Origin of the sequence: Citrobacter freundii ATCC 8090 = MTCC 1658 = NBRC 12681 (genome assembly GCF_011064845.1) — a bacterium.
Taxonomy (GTDB): Bacteria; Pseudomonadota; Gammaproteobacteria; order Enterobacterales; family Enterobacteriaceae; genus Citrobacter; species Citrobacter freundii.
Genome location: NZ_CP049015.1, coordinates 2,141,201 through 2,162,740, shown reverse-complemented (window position 1 = coordinate 2,162,740; position 21,540 = coordinate 2,141,201). Strand labels below are relative to the sequence as shown.

Here is a 21,540-nt window from a genome sequence, read left to right as displayed (position 1 = left end):
GCCTTTATTTAAACTGTTTGAGGAAACGCAGATCGTTTTCGAAGAAAGAACGCAGATCGGTAACACCGTAACGCAGCATGGTCAGACGCTCCATCCCCATACCAAATGCAAAGCCCGAGTAGATTTCCGGATCGATGCCAACATTACGCAGCACGTTCGGGTGAACCATCCCGCAACCCAGTACTTCCAGCCACTTACCGTTTTTGCCCATCACGTCTACTTCCGCAGAAGGTTCAGTGAACGGGAAGTAGGAAGGACGGAAACGAACCTGCAAGTCTTCTTCAAAGAAGTTGCGCAGGAAATCGTGCAGCGTGCCTTTCAGGTTGGTGAAGTTGATGTTGGTATCAACAATCAGCCCTTCCATCTGATGGAACATCGGGGTGTGAGTCTGATCGTAATCGTTACGATATACACGGCCCGGGGCGATAATACGGATCGGCGGCTGTTTTTCCTTCATGGTGCGGATCTGCACGCCGGAAGTCTGCGTACGCAGCAAACGCGTCGCGTCAAACCAGAAAGTGTCGTGGTCAGCGCGCGCCGGATGATGGCCAGGAATGTTCAGCGCATCGAAGTTATGATAGTCATCTTCGATTTCCGGACCAGTCGCCACGGTAAAGCCCAGCTCACCAAAGAAACTTTCAATCCTGTCAATTGTACGCGTTACAGGATGCAGACCGCCGTTTTCGATACGACGCCCTGGCAGGGAGATATCGATAGTTTCTTCTGCCAGACGAGCATTCAGGGCAGCACTTTCTAATTCGGCCTTACGCGCGTTCAGCGCTTGCTGCACCTGCTCTTTGGCTTCGTTTATCACCGCACCTGCTGCCGGGCGCTCTTCTGGCGGCAGTTCGCGCAGGGTTGTCATCTGAAGGGTCAGGTGCCCTTTCTTGCCCAAATATTCGACGCGGACATTGTCTAACGCGGCAACATCTGAAGCCTGGTTAATGGCGGCCGTTGCACTGGCAACCAGCTCTGCGAGATGTGACATGGTTTTCCTCGTTATGTTGCGATATTCACTAGTCGCTCATATATACGCAAAATCATTCAAGTTGTATCAACGCAGCAAAAGAGCGAATGCAGCCAATACAGAGACAACTTGAAGGATGACGCGTATAAAAAAAGCCTCCACCAGGGAGGCTTTTAGGCGCTGTTTTCCGTTTCTTCTTTCACGCGCAAGCCTCCTGATTTCAGGTGCTAAAGTAAAAGAAGAAGCGGAAAATAGCAGCATTCATGCTTGCGTTACCTTGTGTGGTAAAAACCGGACAACCTTTATTGAAAAGGCTTACGGATAAATTGTCAACTAATTGATTGTACTGCAAATAAAAGAGAGGGAGCCAGGCTCCCTCTTTTCACCGGCTTATGCCAGAGCTGCTTTCGCTTTTTCGACCAGAGCGGTGAACGCTACTTTGTCGAATACTGCGATGTCAGCCAGGATCTTACGGTCGATTTCAACAGAGGCTTTTTTCAGGCCGTTGATGAATTTGCTGTAAGAAATACCGTTCTGACGTGCTGCTGCGTTGATACGCGCAATCCACAGTTGACGGAACTGACGCTTTTTCTGACGACGGTCACGATAAGCGTACTGACCAGCTTTGATAACAGCCTGGAAGGCAACGCGGTATACGCGAGAACGCGCACCGTAGTAGCCTTTAGCTTGTTTCAAAATTTTCTTGTGACGTGCACGGGCAACTACACCACGTTTTACGCGAGCCATATGTGCTCTCCTGTATCTATATTCTTAGTAAAAAAATGAATTAAACGTTAACGGCTTATGCGTACGGCAGGCACGCGATAACCAGACCCAGATCGCCTTTAGACACGAGGCCTTTTGGACGCAGGTGACGTTTACGCTTAGTAGATTTTTTGGTCAGAATATGACGCAGGTTTGCGTGCTTACGCTTAAATCCACCACCACCGGTTTTTTTGAAACGCTTAGCAGCACCGCGTACGGTCTTAATTTTTGGCATTTTAATAACTTCCACTTCGCATTGTTAATAAACGAAACGTAGGCGAACAACGGCTGTGGAACCCGTAGGCTCCACAGACATTGCTACTTGAAGGCCTTACTGTTTCTTCTTAGGAGCGAGCACCATGATCATCTGGCGGCCTTCGATCTTCGTAGGGAAGGATTCGACTACTGCCAGTTCACTCAGATCGTCACGGACGCGGTTGAGCACTTCCATACCGATCTGTTGGTGGGCCATCTCACGACCGCGAAAACGCAGCGTGATCTTAGCCTTATCGCCATCTTCCAGAAAGCGTACCAGGCTGCGGAGTTTTACCTGGTAATCGCCATCGTCGGTGCCAGGACGGAATTTAATTTCCTTAACCTGGATAACTTTTTGCTTTTTCTTCTGTTCCTTAGAAGACTTACTCTTTTCATAAAGGAACTTGCCGTAGTCCATAATACGACAAACTGGCGGTTCGGCGTTAGGGCTGATTTCAACTAAATCTACTCCAGCTTCTTCAGCTTTTTCGATCGCTTCTCTCAGACTCACAATACCCAAAGCTTCGCCTTCCAGACCTGTTAAGCGAACTTCCAGGGCGCGAATCTCGCCATTGATACGATTCGGACGTGCCGTTTGAACTCGTTTTCCGCCTTTAATACCTTATTCCTCCAGTTGTTGAAGACTGCGGCTGCGAATCTCTTGTTGCAGCTTCTCAATCACTTCATTTACGTCCAGGCTGCCCAAGTCTTTGCCACGACGGGTGCGCACGGCAACTTTGCCTGCTTCTACCTCTTTGTCGCCACAGACCAACATGTAAGGGACACGACGTAAAGTGTGCTCGCGGATTTTAAAGCCAATCTTCTCATTTCTCAAGTCTGCTTTTACACGAATACCCGCATTTTGTAGTTTCTGCGTTAATTCGTTAACGTATTCAGACTGAGAATCGGTGATGTTCATGACCACAACCTGAACCGGCGCAAGCCAGGTCGGGAAGAAGCCAGCGAACTCTTCAGTCAGGATACCGATGAAACGTTCCATCGACCCAAGAATTGCACGGTGAATCATAACCGGCACCTGACGTTCGTTGTTTTCGCCAACGTAAGAGGCGCTTAAACGGGACGGCAGGGAGAAGTCCAGCTGTACAGTACCGCACTGCCATGCACGATCGAGGCAGTCATACAGGGTAAATTCAATTTTCGGACCGTAGAACGCGCCCTCACCCAGTTGGAACTCAAACGGGATGTTGTTTTCTTCCAGCGCAACGGCCAGGTCAGCTTCAGCACGGTCCCACATTTCATCGCTACCGATACGTTTTTCGGGGCGAGTGGACAGTTTGACGACGATTTTCTCGAAGCCAAAGGTGCTGTACATATCGTAGACCATACGAATGCACGCGTTAACTTCATCACGAATCTGCTCTTCAGTACAGAAGATATGCGCATCATCTTGAGTGAAGCCACGAACACGCATCAGGCCATGCAGCGCACCTGACGGTTCATTACGGTGGCAGCTACCAAACTCAGCCATACGCAGCGGCAGATCTCGATAGGATTTCAGACCCTGATTAAAGATCTGTACGTGGCCAGGGCAGTTCATTGGCTTAATGCAGTATTCACGGTTCTCAGAAGAGGTGGTGAACATCGCATCTTTGTAGTTGTCCCAGTGACCTGTTTTTTCCCACAGCACGCGGTCCATCATGAACGGACCTTTCACTTCCTGATACTGGTATTCTTTCAGTTTTGAGCGAACAAAGACTTCCAGTTCACGGAAGATAGTCCAGCCATCGTTGTGCCAGAACACCATACCCGGCGCTTCTTCCTGCATGTGATACAGGTCAAGCTGCTTGCCGATTTTACGGTGGTCGCGTTTGGCCGCTTCTTCCAGACGTTGCAGGTAGGCATTCAGGGCTTTTTTATCTGCCCATGCAGTACCATAAATACGCTGCAGCATCTTGTTATTGCTGTCGCCACGCCAGTATGCCCCAGCGGTCTTCATCAGTTTGAAGTGATGGCAGAAACGCATATTCGGCACGTGCGGGCCACGGCACATATCGACATATTCTTCATGATGGTACAAGCCAGGCTTGTCATCATGGGCAATGTTTTCATCAAGAATGGAGACTTTATAGGTCTCGCCACGCTTCACGAAGGTTTCACGAGCTTCGTACCAGCTGACTTTCTTCTTAATGACATCGTAGTTTTTCTCAGCGAGCTCGTGCATCCGCTTCTCAAGCGCGTCGACGTCTTCCTGGGTTAACGTACGGTCAAGATCGATATCGTAGTAAAAACCGTTATCAACAACCGGTCCGATCGCCATTTTGGTGTGCGGCCAGAGTTGTTTGATCGCGTGCCCTAACAGGTGCGCACAGGAGTGACGAATGATCTCCAGACCTTCTTCATCCTTCGCGGTGATGATGGAGAGCTTCGCATCATGCTCAATCAGATCGGAAGCATCTACCAGCTCACCGTCAACACGGCCAGCAATAGTGGCTTTCGCCAGGCCTGGACCGATGTCCAGCGCAACATCCATGGGGCTTACAGCGTGGTCGTAATGGCGTTGGCTGCCATCAGGAAGAGTAATAACAGGCATGTTATATCCTTATTTGCAGTGGTGACCCACACGTAAGATCACATACAAAGAGAAAATTTATTTGTTTACAGTAAGTTGTGCAACCATCTAACCAACAATCGCTAAATTGGTACACAATCTGGTACACAAATGAAAAACTGACATCCTCAGTCCCCCACCCGGTAAAACGATGGTAACACTAAAAAAGTGGTGATTGCATCACTCTGTTTCACATTGATTCAAATTGTCTTGCAACAATGGATGCGATCGACTAAGTGAGAGCAGCACAAAGCCCTGCAAACCGACGCAAAGCTTTGTGTGTCCCGTTTTTGTCTCACCAGGCCTATCAAAAAGCCCACCTGAGTGGACTTGTCCGTCTTGCATGGAAACATAGAAGCTAAAAATATTTTGTATTCAGTTCGCGATCAAGTAGCAATGCAATTATCTTTTAGTGTTAAACTACTACGCTAAGATAAACTTGAATTAGATTTCATATGAGCATTTCAAAATGGAAAACAATAAAAACCAACAAATTGAATTAATGAGAGCAATATCATGTATATTTGTAATTATTATTCATGTAGCTGGCAATATACCATATAGCCTTGATCCTGATTGGTATTTATCTGTTGTTATGAACTCTATATCCAGAATAGCAGTTCCAGTATTTATAATAATTTCCGCATACTTAATGGCCCGAAAGTACAAAAGCTACATGGAGTTTGTTAAGAAAAGAATTGTGAAAATATTACCACCAATTATTGCATGGTCATATTTCTATGGTTACCTTAATAACAAAGATATTTTCAGCATTTCATTTGCGCTAGACATTATATCTGGGCCAACTATGTTTCATCTATGGTACTTGTATGCAATAATAGGCATTTACTTATTAATACCGTTGATATCTTCTTTTAATGAATGCTATGGGAAAGAAGGAATGTTGATTCTGTTTTTTATTTGGCTTGTATTTGGATCAACACTACCATGGCTATCAGCTATATTAGGGTTCAGCACCCCAATAACAACATCATATAATATATCACAGATAGTTGGAATTGCAGGATACGCTATAGTAGGCGTTGGATTAAGACACATTGATAGTATAAAAATAAAAACATATCAATATTCAATTATTTTTATATTGTCTACTGTAGCAACGACATTGTTTACCATATCAAATAGCAAACTATCTGGATTCACATACCAAGAGTTTTATAGTTACACGTCGCCTTTGGTTGCAGCATCAGCAATATCATTTTTTTGTGTTATCTTGATGCGCTACAAGACTAAAGTGAAAAGTAACACATCACAGTTAATTGGATTGATATCAACGGTTTCGCTAGGAATTTATTGCATTCACATGTTTATCTATTCAAGATTGTCTCTCATATATACTACATACATACATAAAGAAGGTGATGGTTATGTTTGGTATTTAATTTTAATACCACCATTAACTCTTATAATATCATTTTGCATTTGTGCAGCTTTAAAGAAAATACCTTTATTAAAGAATTTTGTTTAAAAATACTAAGCAACCAGAATGAGTCATACTGGTTGCTTAGTAATAATGATAATGTTAAGTCTGCTTTGATACGCAACCTCACTGGCCAATACTCTGTAAGAATTGAATGGTTATTATCATCCCAGCAGTTAGCGCCACAGTTGATTGCCCATCAATGCTTTCAGTTGATATCAGGTTGGTGTTAGAGGATCCTTGCTTATAGAATGTTATTTTTTCACCATCTCTACCAGCAAACTGAATCGCCACGGATAATCTAGACACTTCCGAGCCGTTGATAATATTGTTTTTCATATTCCGTCGGTGGCATCTGATCACTCGAACCAAGCCGACGCTTACTGTTATAAAACATTTCGATGTAATCAAAAATATCGCTGCGTGCTTCTTCCCGTGTTCCGTAGATCTTTTTCTTTATCCGTTCACGCTTCAGTAGCTGGAAAAAGCATTCTGCAACTGCGTTGTCGTGACAGTTACCACGACGGCTCATACTGCCCTCCAGACCGTGTGATTTCAGGAACGACTGTGTACTGACTGTAAGTAGCCCGCATAATCGTGCCATTCACATTTAGAGATCATCCGGCATAATCAATCTGCCAACGAAGGAGATCGCTATGCGTAAAGCCCGTTTTACTGAGCATCAGATTATCGCTGTGATTAAGTCGGTTGAAACCGGACGAACTGTTAAAGATGTCTGCCGGGAGGCCGGTATTTCTGAAGCCACCTACTACAACTGGAAGTCCAGATACGGCGGCATGGAGGCTTCTGATATTAAAAAGATCAAAGATCTTGAGGACGAGAACCGACGTCTCAAACAGATGTTTGCCGACCTGAGCCTTGAGAACCGGGCGCTGAAAGACGTTATCGAAAAAAAGCTTTAAAACCAGCCTTTAAGCGTGAGCTGGTCACTCATCTGGTAACGACATTCGGACTCAGTATCCGTCAGGCCTGCCGGAGTCTGAACCTGAGCAGAACGGTTTACCATTACCGCCCGGATCCCACGCGTGACGAACCCGTTATTGTCGCGTTACAGGCAGTGGCAGAGCGATACCCACGATACGGTTTTCCAAAACTTTTCCAGGTGTTGCGGCGGCAGGGACACCCGTGGAATCACAAAAGGATCCATCGTATTTATTGTCTGCTGAAGCTGAATTTTCGCCGAAAGGGCAAACAGCGGTTGCCGGTGCGTAATCCTTCGCCACTGGCCACGCCGGAAGCACTGAACCAGAGCTGGTCTGTTGATTTTATGCATGATGCCCTGGTCTGTGGCCGTCGTTTTCGCACGTTCAATGTCGTTGATGACTTTAACCGTGAGGCGTTGTCGATTGAAATCGATCTGAATCTGCCAGCTCTGCGCGTGGTCCGTGTACTCGACAGGATTGCGGCAAATCGCGGCTATCCGGTCATGCTACGTATGGATAACGGTCCGGAATTTATCTCACTGGCACTGGCTGAATGGGCAGAGAAACATGCAGTAAAACTGGAGTTTATCCAGCCGGGTAAGCCGACGCAGAACGCTTTTATTGAGCGCTTTAACCGAACATACCGTACAGAAATACTCGATTTTTATCTGTTCAGAACGCTGAATGAAGTGCGGGAAATCACGGAAAGATGGGTGTCAGAATATAACTGTGAACGCCCTCATGAATCACTGAACAATATGACGCCGGAGGAATATCGGCAACACAATCATTTGGCCGGGATCTCAAAAAATGCATGGAACTAAAACGGGTCTATTTACATGACTACCCTGTTCAGAATGAACCAGCACCTGTTTTTGAGGAGTACGTCGCCACACGGCCATCAAAAGCGCATTCAGAACAATATCTTTTGTCATCCGGGGTTGCATTGACCAGCCGATAACTTTGCGCGAGAACAGGTCAACAACTACGGCCAGATACAGCCAGCCTTCGTGGGTTCGGATGTAAGTTATGTCCGTTACCCAACGTTCATCCGGAGCTTCCGGGTTGAACTGTCGCTGGAGCCTGTTGGGTGTCACGATACTGACTTCACCTTTACGCGCTCGTGGGCTTCGATATCCGACCTGAGCCTTTATCCCGGCACGCTTCATCAGTCGCCAGACCCGGTTAATCCCACATTGTGCCCGCTATCTCGCAGGTCGAGATGGATTTTGCGATAGCCATAAACGCAACCGGACTCCAGCCAGAACTGTTTGATTTGTCCTGTCAGTCTGAGATCCGCCTGAAGCCGTAGTGAATGCGGCTGCTGAAGCCAGGTGTAAAACCCCACTCGGATGAACATTCAGAACCCGGCAGAGTAGACGAACAGGCCAACAACAGGTGTTGGTGGAAGAGTCCGGCCCGTATTTCTTTATCCAGGCATAAAGACTGTGGGTAGTGATATCGAGACGTGTTGCGACACCGGAAACAGAATGGCCACGATCAACAACCTGTTTGACTGCTTCAATTTTAAACTCTTCAGGATAACGCTTACTGCTCATGTGCACCTCTCTTTAAGTCATTTTAAATGACTCCGAGGTGTCTGTTAAACCCGTGGCGATTCAAGTCATCTAATCTGTGCAGGAAAAAAACAATGCCCACAAATCGCTTTGCGAAGAAACACTGGAAGATGGTTGTGATTCTGCTCGTTATTTGTGCGGCCATGTTGATGCTGCGCTGGGCTGCGATGATCTGGGGCTAAATGACGCTCACCCGCTGTTCCGATTTCGTTTATTTATCGATTAATCGAATTCGTCTGAAAATAACGCGTTATGGCCAGGTAGAAAAATAAAACGCAAATTAAATATTAAATAAACTTAACTTTAATTTAGAAAAGCCAGGCCATTTATTTGACCCGGCTTGTCACTACATCCGATAGCCGAGGGAAACTGTCGTGCGGCGATCGGTATGCTCCGGCGCTGTTGCCGGTGGTTCAGAGTTCCAGGTCACGTTGTAAGCCACCTTTAACCCAAAGTGTTCGTTGATAGCAACGTTCAGGGCAGTTTCAGAGTTGAGTGTGGTATCGTCAGCGCCGAATACCGACACACCCTGAGTAAACTTGGTATTGTCCGTCATCTGCCATGCATAGGCCCCGGACGCATAGCCCAGCGGCTGTGTTTCGGTGGTGCCATCCGTGTGCTCGTCATAGCGCACGCCAGGACCGAATTCGAAACGGAAGCTGTGCACAGGCCCGTTGAGGAACTGACGACCATAACCCGCAGTCAGCACGTCACGCTCGCGGTAGCCGTTGTAGCGGTCGGTCAACCAGCTGGCCTGTCCAAAGAGATAGTCATAGTCGGTCATGTTGTAACGACTACGGCCACCTACGGCATATTTCTCCGATGAACGCTCATCATTTGAGGAGGTATTACTGGCATTTCCCCACAGAGACCATGCGGTCGTTTGGCCGTACCAGGTCATGGTGGTATCTGCGGTTAAAGAAGAACTTTTTGTGTTGCCTGACTGGGCGAGATATCCCGCGTTCAGGTTACCTTCAAAGGGTTTTTTCGCGCTGGAAGGGTCATCCATGACAGTAAAAACGGAATCATCGGCGGCAGCATGCATTGACGCAAGCAGGCCTCCCGTCAGCAGTAATGCTGCGGGCACTGTCTTCAAAAGCTTCATTTATTAAGAGTCCGTACAACAAAAAAAGAGACCATTACGGTCTCGGAAACTTTCATATGGATCAATGACAAAAGACCCTTGAAAGGTAACAAATTATAAAAAGACTCGAATAACATAGCAATAAATTCTTATTTCATTTTTTGAATAAGAGCGTTCCTAAACCTTTATTTTATTTATATAACTTTATGACGATAATTTTAAATAAAGATATGAAAAATCATGTTGTTAATTACTTCACTTTCGGGAGGTTAAGTGCCAGACTGAGGACAGCCTAACAGGAGGTAAAGATGGTACGTATCTATACGTTAACACTTGCGCCCTCTCTCGATAGCGCAACAATCACCCCGCAAATTTACCCGGAAGGTAAGCTTCGTTGTACCTCGCCAGTTTTTGAACCCGGCGGCGGCGGCATCAACGTTGCTCGCGCAATTGCTCATCTTGGCGGAACCGCAACGGCGGTTTTCCCCGCGGGGGGTGCAACCGGAGAGCATCTTGTTGCATTGCTCGCCGACGAAAATGTTCCCGTATCCACCGTCGAAGCCAAAGATTGGACCCGACAAAATCTTCATGTCCACGTTGAGTCCAGCGGCGAACAGTATCGTTTTGTCATGCCTGGCGCTGCGCTGACCGATGACGAGTTCTACCAACTTCAGGATCAGGTGCTGGAAATTGAATCTGGTGCATTGCTGGTCATCAGCGGTAGTTTGCCGCCCGGCGTACAGCTTGAGAAGTTGACCCGACTGATTACCACCGCACAAAAACAGGGGATCCGCTGTATTGTCGACAGTTCAGGTGAAGCACTGACGGCGGCGTTAGCCATCGGCAATATCGAACTGGTCAAACCTAACCTCAAAGAACTGAGTGCGCTGGTAAATCGAGAACTGACACAGCCCGATGATGTGCGCAAGGCCGCACAGGAAATCGTACATAGTGGAAAAGCGCACCGCGTTGTGGTCTCGCTTGGGCCGCAAGGGGCGCTGGGCGTAGATCGAGATACCTGCGTTCAGGTGGTTCCGCCACCGGTGAAAAGTCAAAGCACCGTAGGCGCGGGCGACAGTATGGTCGGGGCCATGACGCTTAAACTGGCTGAGAATGCACCTTTTGAGGATATTGTCCGTTACGGCGTCGCCGCAGGTAGCGCTGCAACGCTAAATCAGGGTACGCGCCTGTGCTCTTTGGACGACACGCAAAAAATTTATTCGTATCTCACTCAGTAATGACACCGTCCCTCTTTTGAAGAGAAAGGGGGATTCTCGCGTAAAACTGTCAGCATGGGTGTTATGCGACTATGATAAAAAATCACGTGATTACAAAGAAGTGAATCATGTGCAGTCAGACGTCTCCACAACGGTACGGGGTGAAAAAGAGCGACAAACATTAAGTGCCTTTCCAGCGATGACGCGTCCGTGGTGTGCGTCAGTTCGTGTTTTTTAACCGCATTCTTGCGCTAACCTTATGATCTGGCAGACAACATGGGGAGAGACATCATGTGGCAGGCTATCAGTCGTCTTTTAAGCGAGCAATTAGGTGAAGGCGAAATCGAACTGCGTAATGAACTGCCCGGCGGAGAGATTCACGCCGCATGGCATTTACGCTATGCGGGGCGAGATTTTTTCGTCAAATGCGATGAAAGAGAGCTGTTAACCGGCTTTACGGCAGAAGCCGATCAGCTGGAGCTACTTTCCCGCAGTCAAACTGTATCGGTACCGAAAGTCTGGGCAGTAGGCGCAGACAGAGATTACAGCTTTCTGGTGATGGATTTCCTCCCTCCCCGTCCGCTTGATGCGCATAACGCGTTTATCCTCGGTCAACAGCTTGCGCATTTGCACGAATGGAGCGACCAGCCTCAGTTTGGTCTCGACTTCGATAACGCGCTCTCTACCACACCGCAGCCCAATACCTGGCAACGTCGCTGGTCAACCTTTTTCGCCGAGCAGCGTATAGGCTGGCAACTGGAACTCGCCGCTGAAAAAGGCATTGCGTTTGGCAATATTGATGCCATCGTCGAACATGTCCAGCAACGTCTCTCTTCTCATCAGCCGCAGCCGTCTCTCCTGCACGGTGATTTGTGGTCCGGGAACTGCGCCCTCGGTCCTAACGGTCCGTACATCTTTGACCCTGCCTGCTACTGGGGGGACAGAGAGTGCGACCTGGCAATGCTGCCGTTACATATCGATCAGCCGCCGCAAATTTATGACGGTTACCAGTCTGTCTCACCACTACCGCTGGACTTTCTCGACAGGCAGCCAATCTACCAGCTCTATACGCTGCTGAATCGAGCAATTCTGTTCGGAGGACAGCATCTGGTTGTGGCGCAGAAAGCGCTGGATAGATTACTCGCTGCTTAACTACGTACCGCGTTGCTTATCAGGCCTGCCGTTTCGCAACATGGCAGGCCCGATAGAGCGGCACTTACAAAAAGCCCAGCAATGAGAAGAAGAAGTAGCCGATCACGATAACGATCACCGGCAAAATATAAAGCGGGAAAATTTGTAAGAAGATCGTATGGTGCGGTACCACAATTCGCGACTCAAGTTGCTCGCGGGATAATCCTTCACTGCCTTTTGCCTGTTCCAGAATCAGCTGATCCTCAACGCCTTCGCGTAAGAAACGTGCCTGGCGGCTCATTCTGGCGCCTGAATCCTGCAACGCCAGACCGATAAAAATCAGGATGAATATCAGCCAAAAAACGAGATTCAGTCCACTTTGAAAATCGGGCGTTGGCGAGTTATACCAGAACACGTTAAGAAAAGGTGTATTAACCCGCATCATATCGATCATCACGTGAGCAAAATCGAGCATGACCGCGTTAATTCCCTCCTGCTTTTCGCTGTGCGCATACATAAACTTCAGTACAGAAACCAGTGTTGAAATCAGCGCGGGAATGAAAATTACCCATCCCGCCAGCCTTTTCAAGACGGCAATGCGTCCAGCTTGTTGATACGTCATGAGTTCCCCTTGATAAAGACGTGTCATTTTGGCCTAAGTTTACCCGCTGATAACCATTTTCGCCTGATCTTTAAAGGCGGTATACTGCTGAATTAGCCATAATGAACGCTCAGAGCCTGTTATTACTGGCTCTTAATCCCTTTTATCACCGTAAAGGAGAGGTTGTAATGTCAACCCCGCGTCAAATTCTTGCTGCAATTTTCGATATGGATGGGTTACTGGTCGATTCTGAACCGCTTTGGGATCAGGCTGAACTGGATGTGATAGCAAGTTTAGGCGTTGATATCTCCCGCCGCCATGAACTTCCCGATACTCTTGGCTTACGCATCGATATGGTGGTCGATTTGTGGTTTGCGCAGCAACCGTGGAACGGTCCCTCACGTCAGGAGGTCACCGAGCGCATCATCACCCGGGCCATTGCGTTAGTGGAAGAAACAAAACCACTGCTGCCGGGTGTGCGTGAAGCCGTGGCGTTGTGCAAATCTCAGGGAATCAAAGTAGGACTGGCATCCGCCTCGCCGCTGCATATGCTGGAAAAAGTGCTGACCATGTTTGATCTGCGCAGCAGCTTCGACGCGTTGGCTTCTGCAGAAAAACTGCCCTACAGCAAACCGCACCCGCAGGTTTATCTCGATTGCGCCACAAAACTGGGCATTGACCCGTTAAACTGCGTAGCACTGGAAGATTCGGTAAACGGCATGATTGCTTCGAAAGCCGCCCGTATGCGTTCCATCGTCGTACCAGCGCATGAGAATCAGGACGATCCCCGCTTCGTTCTTGCCGACGTTAAACTAACCTCGCTCACCGAACTTACTGCCGTTCATCTGCGCGGCTAATCCTGTAACGGGCAATGATCGTATTGCCCGCCCTCTCAGATTTTTTATTTTTAAAACATCGTTTCATTTTTAATTGTGTTTCTGTTTAACCTCTCCTATCCTTGCCCTATAGAGCAAGCGTTAATGACATAAATAGTTGAGGTAAACATGATTCAGGAAGCTTTTCGTCTCGAAGGTAAAGTAGCCATCGTCACTGGATGTGACACCGGCCTTGGGCAGGGTATGGCAGTGGCGCTGGCTGAAGCGGGCTGCGATGTAGTCGGCGTGAATCGTAAAATACCACATGAAACCGCAGAGAAAATTAACGCCCTCGGTCGACGTTTTATGGCTATTCAGGCCGACCTCAGCCAACAAGATGCTCTCACCAGCATCGTGACACAATCGGTGTCGGCGTTTGGCCGGATCGATATTCTGGTCAACAATGCGGGAACCATACGCCGTCAGGATGCGCTGGACTTCAGTGAAAAGGATTGGGATGACGTGATGAATCTGAATCTCAAATCTGTTTTCTTTCTGTCACAGGCCGTGGCGCGCCAGTTTCTGGCTCAGGGCAATGGCGGAAAAATTATTAACATTGCCTCGATGCTCTCTTTTCAGGGCGGAATCCGCGTCCCTTCCTATACAGCATCAAAAAGCGGCGTACTGGGCATCACTCGCCTGCTCGCCAATGAATGGGCGGCCAAAGGAATTAATGTCAATGCTATCGCACCCGGCTATATGGCGACCAATAATACCCAGCAGCTGCGCGCAGACAGCGAGCGCAATCAGGAGATTATCGATCGTATTCCCGCAGGGCGCTGGGGCACGCCAAATGATCTGAAAGGCCCGGTCGTATTCCTCGCAAGTTCCGCCTCTGACTATATTCATGGCTATACGCTAGCCGTGGATGGCGGTTGGCTGGCGCGGTAATGGCGCACTTGTGACAAAGGGTTACAACGTCACCTCTTCCGCCTACTGTATAAAACCCCTATACTGTATGAATCGACAGTTTATTGGGTTTTATCATGACGGCGGAAGGCCACCTTCTTTTTTCTATTGCCTGTGCGGTATTTGCCAAGAATGCCGAGCTAACGCCCATTCTTGCGCAGGGTGACTGGTGGCATATTGTTCCTTCCGCCATTTTAACGTGCCTGCTGCCGGATATTGATCATCCCAAATCCCTGCTGGGGCAGCGTCTGAAGTGGATATCAAAACCCATTGCCCGGGCATTTGGTCATCGCGGGTTTACGCATAGCCTGCTTGCAGTCTTTGCCCTGCTGACCACGTTTTACCTGAAAGTCCCGGACACCTGGATAATACCGGCTGATGCCTTACAAGGTATGGTTCTCGGTTATCTCAGCCATATTCTGGCCGATATGCTGACCCCAGCGGGCGTTCCCCTGCTTTGGCCCTGCCGCTGGCGTTTTCGTCTGCCCATTCTCGTGCCGCAAAAAGGCAACCAACTGGAGCGGTTTCTGTGCATGGCACTGTTCGCATGGGCAATCTGGATGCCGCAGACCGTACAAGAGAACAGCGCTGTACGCTGGTCTTCGCAGATGATTAATACGCTACAAATGCAGTTCAATCGTTTCATAACGCATCAGATTGACTAATAAATCAGCCAAAAAGTCATTTTCGGTATAAACAATTCCATTTGAATATAAGAGGCATGTCACAGTTCTGCTAATCTTGCGCCAACAGAATCACCTTTAAACGGTGATACGCATAATAAGATCAGGAGAACGGGGATGAACTTTCCTTTAATCGCGAACATTATCGTGTTCATAGTGCTGCTGTTCGTGCTGGCGCAAGCCCGGCACAAACAGTGGAGTCTGGCCAAAAAAGTACTGGTCGGTCTGGTCATGGGTGTCGTGTTCGGCCTTGCCCTGCACACCATTTATGGTTCCGACAGCCAGGTTCTTAAAGATTCCGTACAGTGGTTCAACATTGTCGGCAACGGTTATGTCCAGTTGCTGCAGATGATTGTTATGCCGCTGGTATTTGCATCTATTCTCAGCGCCGTTGCGCGTCTGCACAATGCCTCTCAGTTAGGTAAAATCAGCTTCCTGACCATCGGAACGCTACTGTTTACCACGCTGATTGCCGCACTGGTTGGGGTTCTGGTGACCAACCTGTTCGGCCTGACCGCCGAAGGTCTGGTGCAAGGTGGTGCCGAGACGGCCCGTCTGAACGCGATTGAAACCAACTATGTTGGCAAAGTGGCTGACCTCAGCGTTCCGCAACTGGTGCTGTCGTTTATTCCGAAAAACCCGTTTGCCGATCTGACTGGCGCCAACCCGACGTCGATTATCAGCGTAGTTATCTTCGCAGCATTCCTGGGTGTAGCCGCACTGAAACTGCTGAAAGATGATGCACCAAAAGGCGAGCGCGTTCTGGCGGCTATCGATACCCTACAAAGCTGGGTGATGAAGCTGGTTCGTCTGGTGATGCAGTTGACGCCGTACGGTGTTCTGGCACTGATGACCAAAGTGGTTGCCGGTTCCAACCTTCAGGACATCATTAAGCTGGGTAGCTTCGTCGTGGCCTCTTATCTCGGTCTGGGCATTATGTTCGTGGTTCACGGGATCCTCTTGGGTATTAACGGCGTTAGCCCGCTGAAATACTTCCGTAAGGTATGGCCGGTGCTGACTTTCGCCTTCACCAGCCGTTCCAGCGCAGCCTCAATTCCGCTGAACGTTGAAGCGCAAACCCGTCGTCTGGGCGTGCCTGAATCCATCGCCTCTTTCGCCGCCTCTTTTGGCGCCACGATTGGCCAGAATGGTTGTGCGGGTCTGTACCCGGCAATGCTGGCAGTAATGGTCGCGCCGACCGTTGGAATCAACCCGCTGGACCCAATGTGGATTGCCACGCTGGTTGGTATCGTGACCGTGAGTTCCGCAGGGGTTGCGGGTGTCGGTGGCGGTGCAACGTTTGCCGCTCTGATCGTTCTGCCTGCTATGGGTCTGCCGGTCACGCTGGTTGCGCTGTTGATCTCCGTTGAACCGCTGATCGACATGGGTCGTACTGCGTTGAACGTAAGCGGTTCCATGACTGCCGGTACGCTGACCAGTCAATGGCTGAAGCAGACCGATAAAACTATTCTGGACAGCGACGATAACGCCGAACTGGCGCATCGCTAAGTCTGTCAGCTAAAAAACAAAAAACCGCCGGAGTATCATGCTCCGGCGGTTTTTTTATATCCATTAATCGCTCAGTTCATTTTCCTGACGAACCTGATTAGCCCAGCGCTGCGCTGATTCCGGGACCGTAAATGCAGGCGAACGTTGAAACGACTCCCCCATTAAGACAAAAGCGACATATTTTCCGCGCAGTATCCATACGTCACGAAACGCATCCATTTTAATCGCATGCTCTGGTGGAGCGGGCTCCACGCGAGGAACATAGCTGATAACCGGACGATTTTGTTGGCGAAGAGGTTTCATAATCAGTTGCTTCACTAAAGACAAATTCTAAAAATCAGAAAACCGCTATCTTAGCCGATTTTGCCTCCTGACGTCCTGCCTTGCGTGCGCTGTTTGCCTGGTTCATCGCGCTTTACGTCATCGGCCTGTACCTGCGCCGCTGAATGAGTGGTCTATAGTTAAAGTTTTTGACAGCAACAACGACCCTTTCAGCGATGAAAACAGGAGACGAGTTTAATGTCACAGAACGATAAGCACCCACTCCATCACTCAGCGCCGGTTCATGATGCCAGCGAATCCCAGCCAGGACTTGACTCACTGGCGCCAGCAGACGGTTCACATCAGCCAGCGCCTGAACCCACGCCACCAGGCATGCAACCCACCACATCCGGCAGCTTAAAAGCGCCTGACGTCACAAGTGACAAACTCAACGCGCTGGACAGTTTTCGCAAAGGAAGCGAGGATTTTGCCCTGACCACCAATCAGGGCGTGCGCATTGCGGACGATCAAAACTCTCTGCGCGCCGGAAACCGTGGGCCAACTCTGCTGGAAGACTTCATCCTGCGGGAAAAAATCACCCATTTTGATCATGAACGCATCCCGGAGAGGATCGTACATGCCCGAGGTTCTGCCGCTCACGGTTACTTTCAGCCCTATGCCAGTCTCAGCGCGACGACGAAAGCGGACTTTCTGAGTGATGAAAATAAAATCACCCCGGTTTTTGTCCGATTCTCTACGGTTCAGGGCGGCGCAGGCTCTGCGGATACGGTCAGAGATATACGGGGATTTGCGACCAAGTTTTACACTGAAGAGGGCATTTTCGACCTGGTGGGAAACAATACTCCCATCTTCTTTATTCAGGATGCCCATAAATTCCCAGATTTCGTCCATGCGGTTAAACCGGAGCCGCATTGGGCTATCCCGCAGGGCCAAAGCGCCCATGACACCTTCTGGGATTATGTCTCATTACAGCCTGAAACGTTGCACAACGTCATATGGGCAATGTCCGATCGGGGTATTCCGCGCAGCTATCGCACGATGGAAGGCTTTGGTATTCACACATTTCGGTTGATTAATGCGCAAGGGAAAGCCACCTTTGTCCGTTTCCACTGGAAACCGCTGGCAGGCAAAGCTTCGCTGGTATGGGATGAAGCGCAAAAACTTACCGGTCGGGATCCCGACTTTCATCGCCGCGATCTGTGGGAGGCGATTGAAGCGGGCGATTATCCGGAATATGAACTGGGGCTACAGCTCATTCCTGAAGAGGACGAATTCAAGTTCGATTTTGACCTGCTCGATCCAACGAAATTGATACCTGAAGAACTGGTCCCGGTACAACTCGTCGGTAAAATGGTGCTAAACCGCAATCCGGACAATTTTTTCGCCGAAAATGAGCAAGTGGCTTTTCATCCCGGACACATCGTCCCGGGCATCGATTTTACTAACGATCCCTTGTTGCAGGGCCGCTTGTTCTCCTATACCGATACCCAGATCAGTCGTCTGGGCGGGCCCAACTTCCATGAAATCCCAATTAATCGCCCAACCTGTCCGTATCATAATTTCCAGCGTGACGGCATGCATCGCATGGACATCGATACCAACCCAGCCAACTATGAACCGAATTCCATCAATGATAACTGGCCGCGTGAAACACCTCCGGGGCCAAAACGCGGTGGATTTGAGTCGTATCAGGAACGGATTGAAGGAAACAAAATCCGCGAACGCAGCCCCTCTTTCGGCGAATACTATGCGCAGCCTCGTCTGTTCTGGCTAAGTCAGACGCCAATTGAACAGCAGCATATTATCGGCGGATTCAGTTTCGAACTTAGCAAAGTTACGCGCCCCTATATCAGAGAAAGAGTGGTCGAACAGTTAGCTCATATTGATACTGCCCTCGCCACGGCGGTTGCCAGGAATCTGGGTTTTGAACTCACTGAGGAACAAACCAAAATTATACCGCCGGCCAACGTCAACGGTTTGAAAAATGCGCCGTCACTCAGTTTATATGCAGGTGCGCAAGGTGAGATTAAGGGCCGTGTGGTCGCCATTTTACTTAATGACCAGGTGAAATCGGCCGATCTGCTCGCCATCATGCAAGCCCTACAGGCCGAAGGTGTTCATGCCAAACTGCTCTATTCCCGAATGGGGAATGTGGTTGCCGACGATGGCTCCGTTCTGACAATCGCCGGTACCTTTGCGGGTTCGCCATCCCTGACGGTCGATGCAGTCATTGTTCCATGTGGGAATATTGCGGATATCGCAATGAACGGAGATGCCCGATATTACTTACTCGAAGCGTATAAACACTTAAAACCTATCGCCCTGGCTGGCGATGCTCGTCGGTTTAAAGCAACGTTGAATATCAAAAAGGAAGGAGAAGAAGGCGTGGTGGAAGCGGACAGTGCAGACACACAGTTCATGGATACCCTGCTGACGCTGATGACCGCGCACCGCGTCTGGTCACGCGCCGGAAAAATAGACACGATTCCGGCCTAAAAAAATGCGGCGCATCAAGCGCCGCAAACTCAGGAATTACACGTTTAGAAAACTGCCAAGACGATAACCGCGCTCCGCAATAGCATATTTCAGTGACGAAGACGTCAGCACGTCGAGCTCAGTTAAGCGGGGGTAACAGTAGGCACTTTGACGAATAATGTCATCGATAAAAGCCGGATGACACATCACTTCCAGCGAGGATTCTCCCCGATCGGCTGACGCATCAAGCGTCTGCAAAAACAGAGCTTCAGAAATCGCTTCACCGTAAAACTCGCTGCTGAATCCCTGGGAAGTCCGTAAGGTTTCCGGTAAGTCAGACGCCTGGAATACCGCCTGACGATCGATACGCAACGCAATCCCCTTCTGGGCAGCAAACCTTGCTACGATAGGGAAAATTTGCGGGAACATATGCACATGGTGATGGCTATCCAGATGCGTCGGCTCCCGCCCGAACAGGTCAATAAAACGCTGATACTGTGCGGCCAGTTCCTGAGAAATTTCATCCAGCGGCAGAGTGTCTTCCTCCGCCATCTGCCAGATCCATTTCCCCAGTACCCCGTCACGAGTAAGGCCTGGCATTGCCGTCAACGGCCTGCCCAGTGTCAGAACAAAGTGCATTCCGACGGCAAGTTCAGGTATGTCGCGACTCAGCTGTACCGCATGGTCAATTGCCGCACCGTTAACCAGCGCCGTGGTCGAGGTGACAACACCATTGCGACAAGCTTCAACAATGCCGTAGTTTTGTCCTTTACTCAGGCCAAAATCATCCGCATTCACAATCAGTACGCGTTCCATAGCCGACCTCAGTTAGTGTTGTTCGCTTTTGAGTTTCTCAATGCACCCGGCGAAGTTTGGCAGCCATTTTTCATGTGCCAGAATTAGCTCACGCGCCAGAATCTCGGCATCGCTGTCAGAATGCACCAGCGGACTCAGGTTTAACGCCAGCAGCACATCATTCAGCTCGCCGCTCAATGCCGCGTTGCTCGCCGCAACCTCAAAGCCTTTAATGGTGTAGATAAGGCCGAGCACTTTCTCATCAAAATGGGTGATCCGAGGATGCGGCGTAGCACCGTTACGTCCCAGCGTGCAGGTCATCTCAACCGCCCAGTCCGCAGGAATGTTATCAACATGCCCATGGTGAGGAACGTTGACATAGTGCTCGGTCTGTTTGTCATTGTAGATGGCATTGATCACTTCACAGGCCGCATCGGAGTAATAGGCCCCGCCGCGCTGCTCCAGTTCTTTCGGTTTAACGTTTAGCTCAGGATTTTTGTAGAGCTCAAACAGTTGTTTTTCAACTTTTTGTACTACCTGAGCACGTGCGCCACCCTTATAGTACTCGCCCATTTCGATCGCCAGCATCTCTTTTGGCTTGAAGTAGTACAGCAGATACGAGCACGGCAGCAGCTTCAGCGAACGAATCAATCCTTCGCTGAACGGCAGGTCGAAGATGTTCTTCACGCCAGAGGCTTTCAACTGACCCGAAGCAACGCCGTCAAGCAGTTCATCAAAGCGTGACACACCGTTGACCAGAACATCCTTAATGAAGACCATATGGTTCAGACCAAACAGGTCGATAGATAAGTCATCGCTCTCTTTCAGCGCCAGCACGTCGCTGATGAACATTTTCATGCCGATCGGAATATTACATACGCCGATGAATTTCTTGAAATTCGTATGGCGATAAACCGCCTCAGTCACCATCCCGGCTGGGTTAGTGAAGTTGATCACCCACGCATTCGGGCACAGTTCTTCCACATCTTTAACAATATCAAAGATAACCGGAATGGTACGCAGGCCTTTGAACAACCCGCCAGCGCCGTTGGTTTCCTGCCCCAGATACCCGTGGCTCAGCGGAATGCGTTCATCCTTTTCACGGGCTTGCAGCTGCCCTACACGCAGCTGGGTGGTAACGAAATCAGCATCTTTCAGTGCTTCACGGCGATCCAGCGTTTTAAACAACTTCATCGGCACGCCGGCTTTATCGATCATGCGCTGGCATAGGTCAAAAATAATGTCCAGTTTCTCTTTTCCACCGTCGACATCAACCAGCCACAACTCAGAAACCGGTAATTCATGATAGCGCTTAATAAAGCCTTCAAGTAATTCAGGGGTGTAGCTGCTCCCGCCACCGATAGTGACGACTTTTAATTTCTGGCTCATACTTTCTCCCTTCAGTGTCAAAACACTGACGTGTATTATGCTCAACCCGTATGTCAGGTATAGCGTGGCTGT

At 49.2% G+C, this 21,540-nt stretch carries 21 protein-coding genes, 2 pseudogenes and 1 other annotated feature; of the genes and pseudogenes, 10 read left to right on the top strand and 13 right to left on the bottom strand.

Annotated features, from left to right (window positions below; genetic code table 11):
- Nucleotides 1-4: 4 nt before the first annotated feature.
- From pheS to thrS, 6 genes are all read right to left on the bottom strand, one after another.
- Entirely contained in the window at nt 5-988 is a 984-nt protein-coding gene (gene pheS / locus G4551_RS10400) for a phenylalanine--tRNA ligase subunit alpha (protein WP_003832580.1), read from the bottom strand.
- Between the two features lie 124 nt (nt 989-1,112).
- Nucleotides 1,113-1,237: a sequence feature (Phe leader region), on the bottom strand.
- A complete protein-coding gene (gene pheM, locus G4551_RS23760) occupies nt 1,188-1,232 on the bottom strand; it encodes a pheST operon leader peptide PheM (RefSeq protein WP_001386830.1) in 45 nt (14 codons plus the stop codon). It overlaps the preceding feature by 45 nt.
- Before the next feature lie 120 nt (nt 1,238-1,357).
- Nucleotides 1,358-1,714, bottom strand: coding sequence for a 50S ribosomal protein L20 (gene rplT, locus G4551_RS10390; protein ID WP_003030578.1), 357 nt, complete (start codon nt 1,712-1,714; stop codon nt 1,358-1,360).
- A 55-nt stretch (nt 1,715-1,769) separates the two neighbouring features.
- Complete coding sequence (gene rpmI, locus G4551_RS10385) at nt 1,770-1,967, bottom strand: 50S ribosomal protein L35 (protein WP_003030583.1); 198 nt, start codon at nt 1,965-1,967, stop codon at nt 1,770-1,772.
- Nucleotides 1,968-2,063: 96 nt separating this feature from the next.
- The gene (infC, locus tag G4551_RS10380; protein ID WP_048997935.1) at nt 2,064-2,606 is read right to left on the bottom strand and encodes a translation initiation factor IF-3; all 543 of its coding nucleotides are present in this window, start codon (nt 2,604-2,606) and stop codon (nt 2,064-2,066) included.
- Between the two features lie 3 nt (nt 2,607-2,609).
- Nucleotides 2,610-4,538, bottom strand: a complete 1,929-nt coding sequence (gene thrS, locus G4551_RS10375) for a threonine--tRNA ligase (RefSeq protein WP_003832572.1) — start codon at nt 4,536-4,538, stop codon at nt 2,610-2,612.
- Between the two features lie 487 nt (nt 4,539-5,025).
- On the opposite strand from thrS, the gene G4551_RS10370 reads away from it, so the two are divergent.
- On the top strand, nt 5,026-6,045 hold the full coding sequence (locus tag G4551_RS10370; protein ID WP_071995081.1) for an acyltransferase: 1,020 nt from the start codon (nt 5,026-5,028) through the stop codon (nt 6,043-6,045).
- 253 nt (nt 6,046-6,298) lie between these two features.
- Here the strand turns inward: G4551_RS10370 and G4551_RS10365 are convergent.
- Nucleotides 6,299-6,565, bottom strand: a pseudogene (locus tag G4551_RS10365) (IS3 family transposase); the annotation flags it as partial.
- A gap of 88 nt (nt 6,566-6,653) precedes the next feature.
- Between G4551_RS10365 and G4551_RS10360 the strand changes: the two are divergent.
- Nucleotides 6,654-7,765 (top strand): IS3 family transposase gene (locus G4551_RS10360; protein WP_085951609.1). Its coding sequence is split into 2 segments (ribosomal slippage): nt 6,654-6,915 and nt 6,915-7,765, totalling 1,113 coding nucleotides; the frame shifts between segments, so codons are not numbered across the junction.
- Nucleotides 7,766-7,783: 18 nt separating this feature from the next.
- Here G4551_RS10360 and G4551_RS10355 read toward each other — a convergent pair.
- A pseudogene (locus tag G4551_RS10355) lies at nt 7,784-8,500 on the bottom strand (IS3 family transposase); the annotation flags it as partial.
- A gap of 92 nt (nt 8,501-8,592) precedes the next feature.
- Between G4551_RS10355 and yniD the strand changes: the two are divergent.
- On the top strand, nt 8,593-8,700 hold the full coding sequence (gene yniD, locus G4551_RS10350; RefSeq protein WP_003030590.1) for a small membrane protein YniD: 108 nt from the start codon (nt 8,593-8,595) through the stop codon (nt 8,698-8,700).
- A gap of 164 nt (nt 8,701-8,864) precedes the next feature.
- Here the strand turns inward: yniD and G4551_RS10345 are convergent, their stop codons facing one another.
- Nucleotides 8,865-9,623 carry a DUF481 domain-containing protein gene (locus G4551_RS10345; RefSeq protein ID WP_003840911.1) on the bottom strand — a complete coding sequence of 253 codons (759 nt, stop codon included), beginning with the start codon at nt 9,621-9,623 and terminating at the stop codon, nt 8,865-8,867.
- Nucleotides 9,624-9,910: 287 nt separating this feature from the next.
- Between G4551_RS10345 and pfkB the strand changes: the two genes are divergently transcribed.
- Both pfkB and G4551_RS10335 read left to right on the top strand, forming a co-directional pair.
- Nucleotides 9,911-10,840, top strand: a complete 930-nt coding sequence (gene pfkB, locus G4551_RS10340) for a 6-phosphofructokinase II (RefSeq protein ID WP_003840910.1) — start codon at nt 9,911-9,913, stop codon at nt 10,838-10,840.
- Nucleotides 10,841-11,110: 270 nt separating this feature from the next.
- Entirely contained in the window at nt 11,111-11,971 is an 861-nt protein-coding gene (locus G4551_RS10335) for a fructosamine kinase family protein (protein ID WP_003840909.1), read from the top strand.
- A gap of 64 nt (nt 11,972-12,035) precedes the next feature.
- Here G4551_RS10335 and G4551_RS10330 read toward each other — a convergent pair whose 3' ends face one another.
- On the bottom strand, nt 12,036-12,572 hold the full coding sequence (locus tag G4551_RS10330) for a YniB family protein (RefSeq protein WP_003030600.1): 537 nt from the start codon (nt 12,570-12,572) through the stop codon (nt 12,036-12,038).
- A gap of 167 nt (nt 12,573-12,739) precedes the next feature.
- Here G4551_RS10330 and hxpB point away from each other — a divergent pair, with 167 nt between their 5' ends.
- The 4 genes from hxpB (at nt 12,740) to tcyP (ending at nt 16,527) form a co-directional block, all read left to right on the top strand.
- Entirely contained in the window at nt 12,740-13,408 is a 669-nt protein-coding gene (gene hxpB, locus G4551_RS10325) for a hexitol phosphatase HxpB (RefSeq protein WP_003840908.1), read from the top strand.
- A 147-nt stretch (nt 13,409-13,555) separates the two neighbouring features.
- Complete coding sequence (kduD, locus tag G4551_RS10320) at nt 13,556-14,317, top strand: 2-dehydro-3-deoxy-D-gluconate 5-dehydrogenase KduD (protein WP_003840907.1); 762 nt, start codon at nt 13,556-13,558, stop codon at nt 14,315-14,317.
- Nucleotides 14,318-14,400: 83 nt separating this feature from the next.
- Entirely contained in the window at nt 14,401-15,000 is a 600-nt protein-coding gene (locus G4551_RS10315; RefSeq protein ID WP_085951595.1) for a metal-dependent hydrolase, read from the top strand.
- A 135-nt stretch (nt 15,001-15,135) separates the two neighbouring features.
- The gene (gene tcyP, locus G4551_RS10310) at nt 15,136-16,527 is read left to right on the top strand and encodes a cystine/sulfocysteine:cation symporter (RefSeq protein ID WP_003840905.1); all 1,392 of its coding nucleotides are present in this window, start codon (nt 15,136-15,138) and stop codon (nt 16,525-16,527) included.
- 63 nt (nt 16,528-16,590) lie between these two features.
- Here tcyP and cedA read toward each other — a convergent pair whose 3' ends face one another.
- Nucleotides 16,591-16,833, bottom strand: coding sequence for a cell division activator CedA (gene cedA, locus G4551_RS10305; protein ID WP_229235686.1), 243 nt, complete (start codon nt 16,831-16,833; stop codon nt 16,591-16,593).
- 213 nt (nt 16,834-17,046) lie between these two features.
- Here cedA and katE point away from each other — a divergent pair, with 213 nt between their 5' ends.
- Nucleotides 17,047-19,305 (top strand): catalase HPII, encoded by a 2,259-nt coding sequence (gene katE, locus G4551_RS10300; protein ID WP_003840904.1) that lies wholly within the window; start codon nt 17,047-17,049, stop codon nt 19,303-19,305.
- 36 nt (nt 19,306-19,341) lie between these two features.
- Here the strand turns inward: katE and chbG are convergent, their stop codons facing one another.
- Nucleotides 19,342-20,100, bottom strand: coding sequence for a chitin disaccharide deacetylase (gene chbG, locus G4551_RS10295; protein ID WP_003840903.1), 759 nt, complete (start codon nt 20,098-20,100; stop codon nt 19,342-19,344).
- Nucleotides 20,101-20,112: 12 nt separating this feature from the next.
- On the bottom strand, nt 20,113-21,468 hold the full coding sequence (locus G4551_RS10290) for a 6-phospho-beta-glucosidase (RefSeq protein ID WP_003840902.1): 1,356 nt from the start codon (nt 21,466-21,468) through the stop codon (nt 20,113-20,115).
- Nucleotides 21,469-21,540: the final 72 nt, after the last annotated feature.

What these genes read in the sequence shown, in the direction of transcription:
- rplT (WP_003030578.1), bottom strand. Translation starts at nt 1,714, where the DNA reads ATGGCTCGCGTAAAACGTGGTGTAGTTGCCCGTGCACGTCACAAGAAA.
- yniD (WP_003030590.1), top strand. Translation starts at nt 8,593, where the DNA reads ATGCCCACAAATCGCTTTGCGAAGAAACACTGGAAGATGGTTGTGATT.
- G4551_RS10330 (WP_003030600.1), bottom strand. Translation starts at nt 12,572, where the DNA reads ATGACGTATCAACAAGCTGGACGCATTGCCGTCTTGAAAAGGCTGGCG.
- rpmI (WP_003030583.1), bottom strand. Translation starts at nt 1,967, where the DNA reads ATGCCAAAAATTAAGACCGTACGCGGTGCTGCTAAGCGTTTCAAAAAA.
- tcyP (WP_003840905.1), top strand. Translation starts at nt 15,136, where the DNA reads ATGAACTTTCCTTTAATCGCGAACATTATCGTGTTCATAGTGCTGCTG.
- G4551_RS10290 (WP_003840902.1), bottom strand. Translation starts at nt 21,468, where the DNA reads ATGAGCCAGAAATTAAAAGTCGTCACTATCGGTGGCGGGAGCAGCTAC.
- thrS (WP_003832572.1), bottom strand. Translation starts at nt 4,538, where the DNA reads ATGCCTGTTATTACTCTTCCTGATGGCAGCCAACGCCATTACGACCAC.
- kduD (WP_003840907.1), top strand. Translation starts at nt 13,556, where the DNA reads ATGATTCAGGAAGCTTTTCGTCTCGAAGGTAAAGTAGCCATCGTCACT.
- pfkB (WP_003840910.1), top strand. Translation starts at nt 9,911, where the DNA reads ATGGTACGTATCTATACGTTAACACTTGCGCCCTCTCTCGATAGCGCA.
- katE (WP_003840904.1), top strand. Translation starts at nt 17,047, where the DNA reads ATGTCACAGAACGATAAGCACCCACTCCATCACTCAGCGCCGGTTCAT.
- G4551_RS10345 (WP_003840911.1), bottom strand. Translation starts at nt 9,623, where the DNA reads ATGAAGCTTTTGAAGACAGTGCCCGCAGCATTACTGCTGACGGGAGGC.
- pheS (WP_003832580.1), bottom strand. Translation starts at nt 988, where the DNA reads ATGTCACATCTCGCAGAGCTGGTTGCCAGTGCAACGGCCGCCATTAAC.
- G4551_RS10335 (WP_003840909.1), top strand. Translation starts at nt 11,111, where the DNA reads ATGTGGCAGGCTATCAGTCGTCTTTTAAGCGAGCAATTAGGTGAAGGC.
- chbG (WP_003840903.1), bottom strand. Translation starts at nt 20,100, where the DNA reads ATGGAACGCGTACTGATTGTGAATGCGGATGATTTTGGCCTGAGTAAA.
- G4551_RS10370 (WP_071995081.1), top strand. Translation starts at nt 5,026, where the DNA reads ATGGAAAACAATAAAAACCAACAAATTGAATTAATGAGAGCAATATCA.
- hxpB (WP_003840908.1), top strand. Translation starts at nt 12,740, where the DNA reads ATGTCAACCCCGCGTCAAATTCTTGCTGCAATTTTCGATATGGATGGG.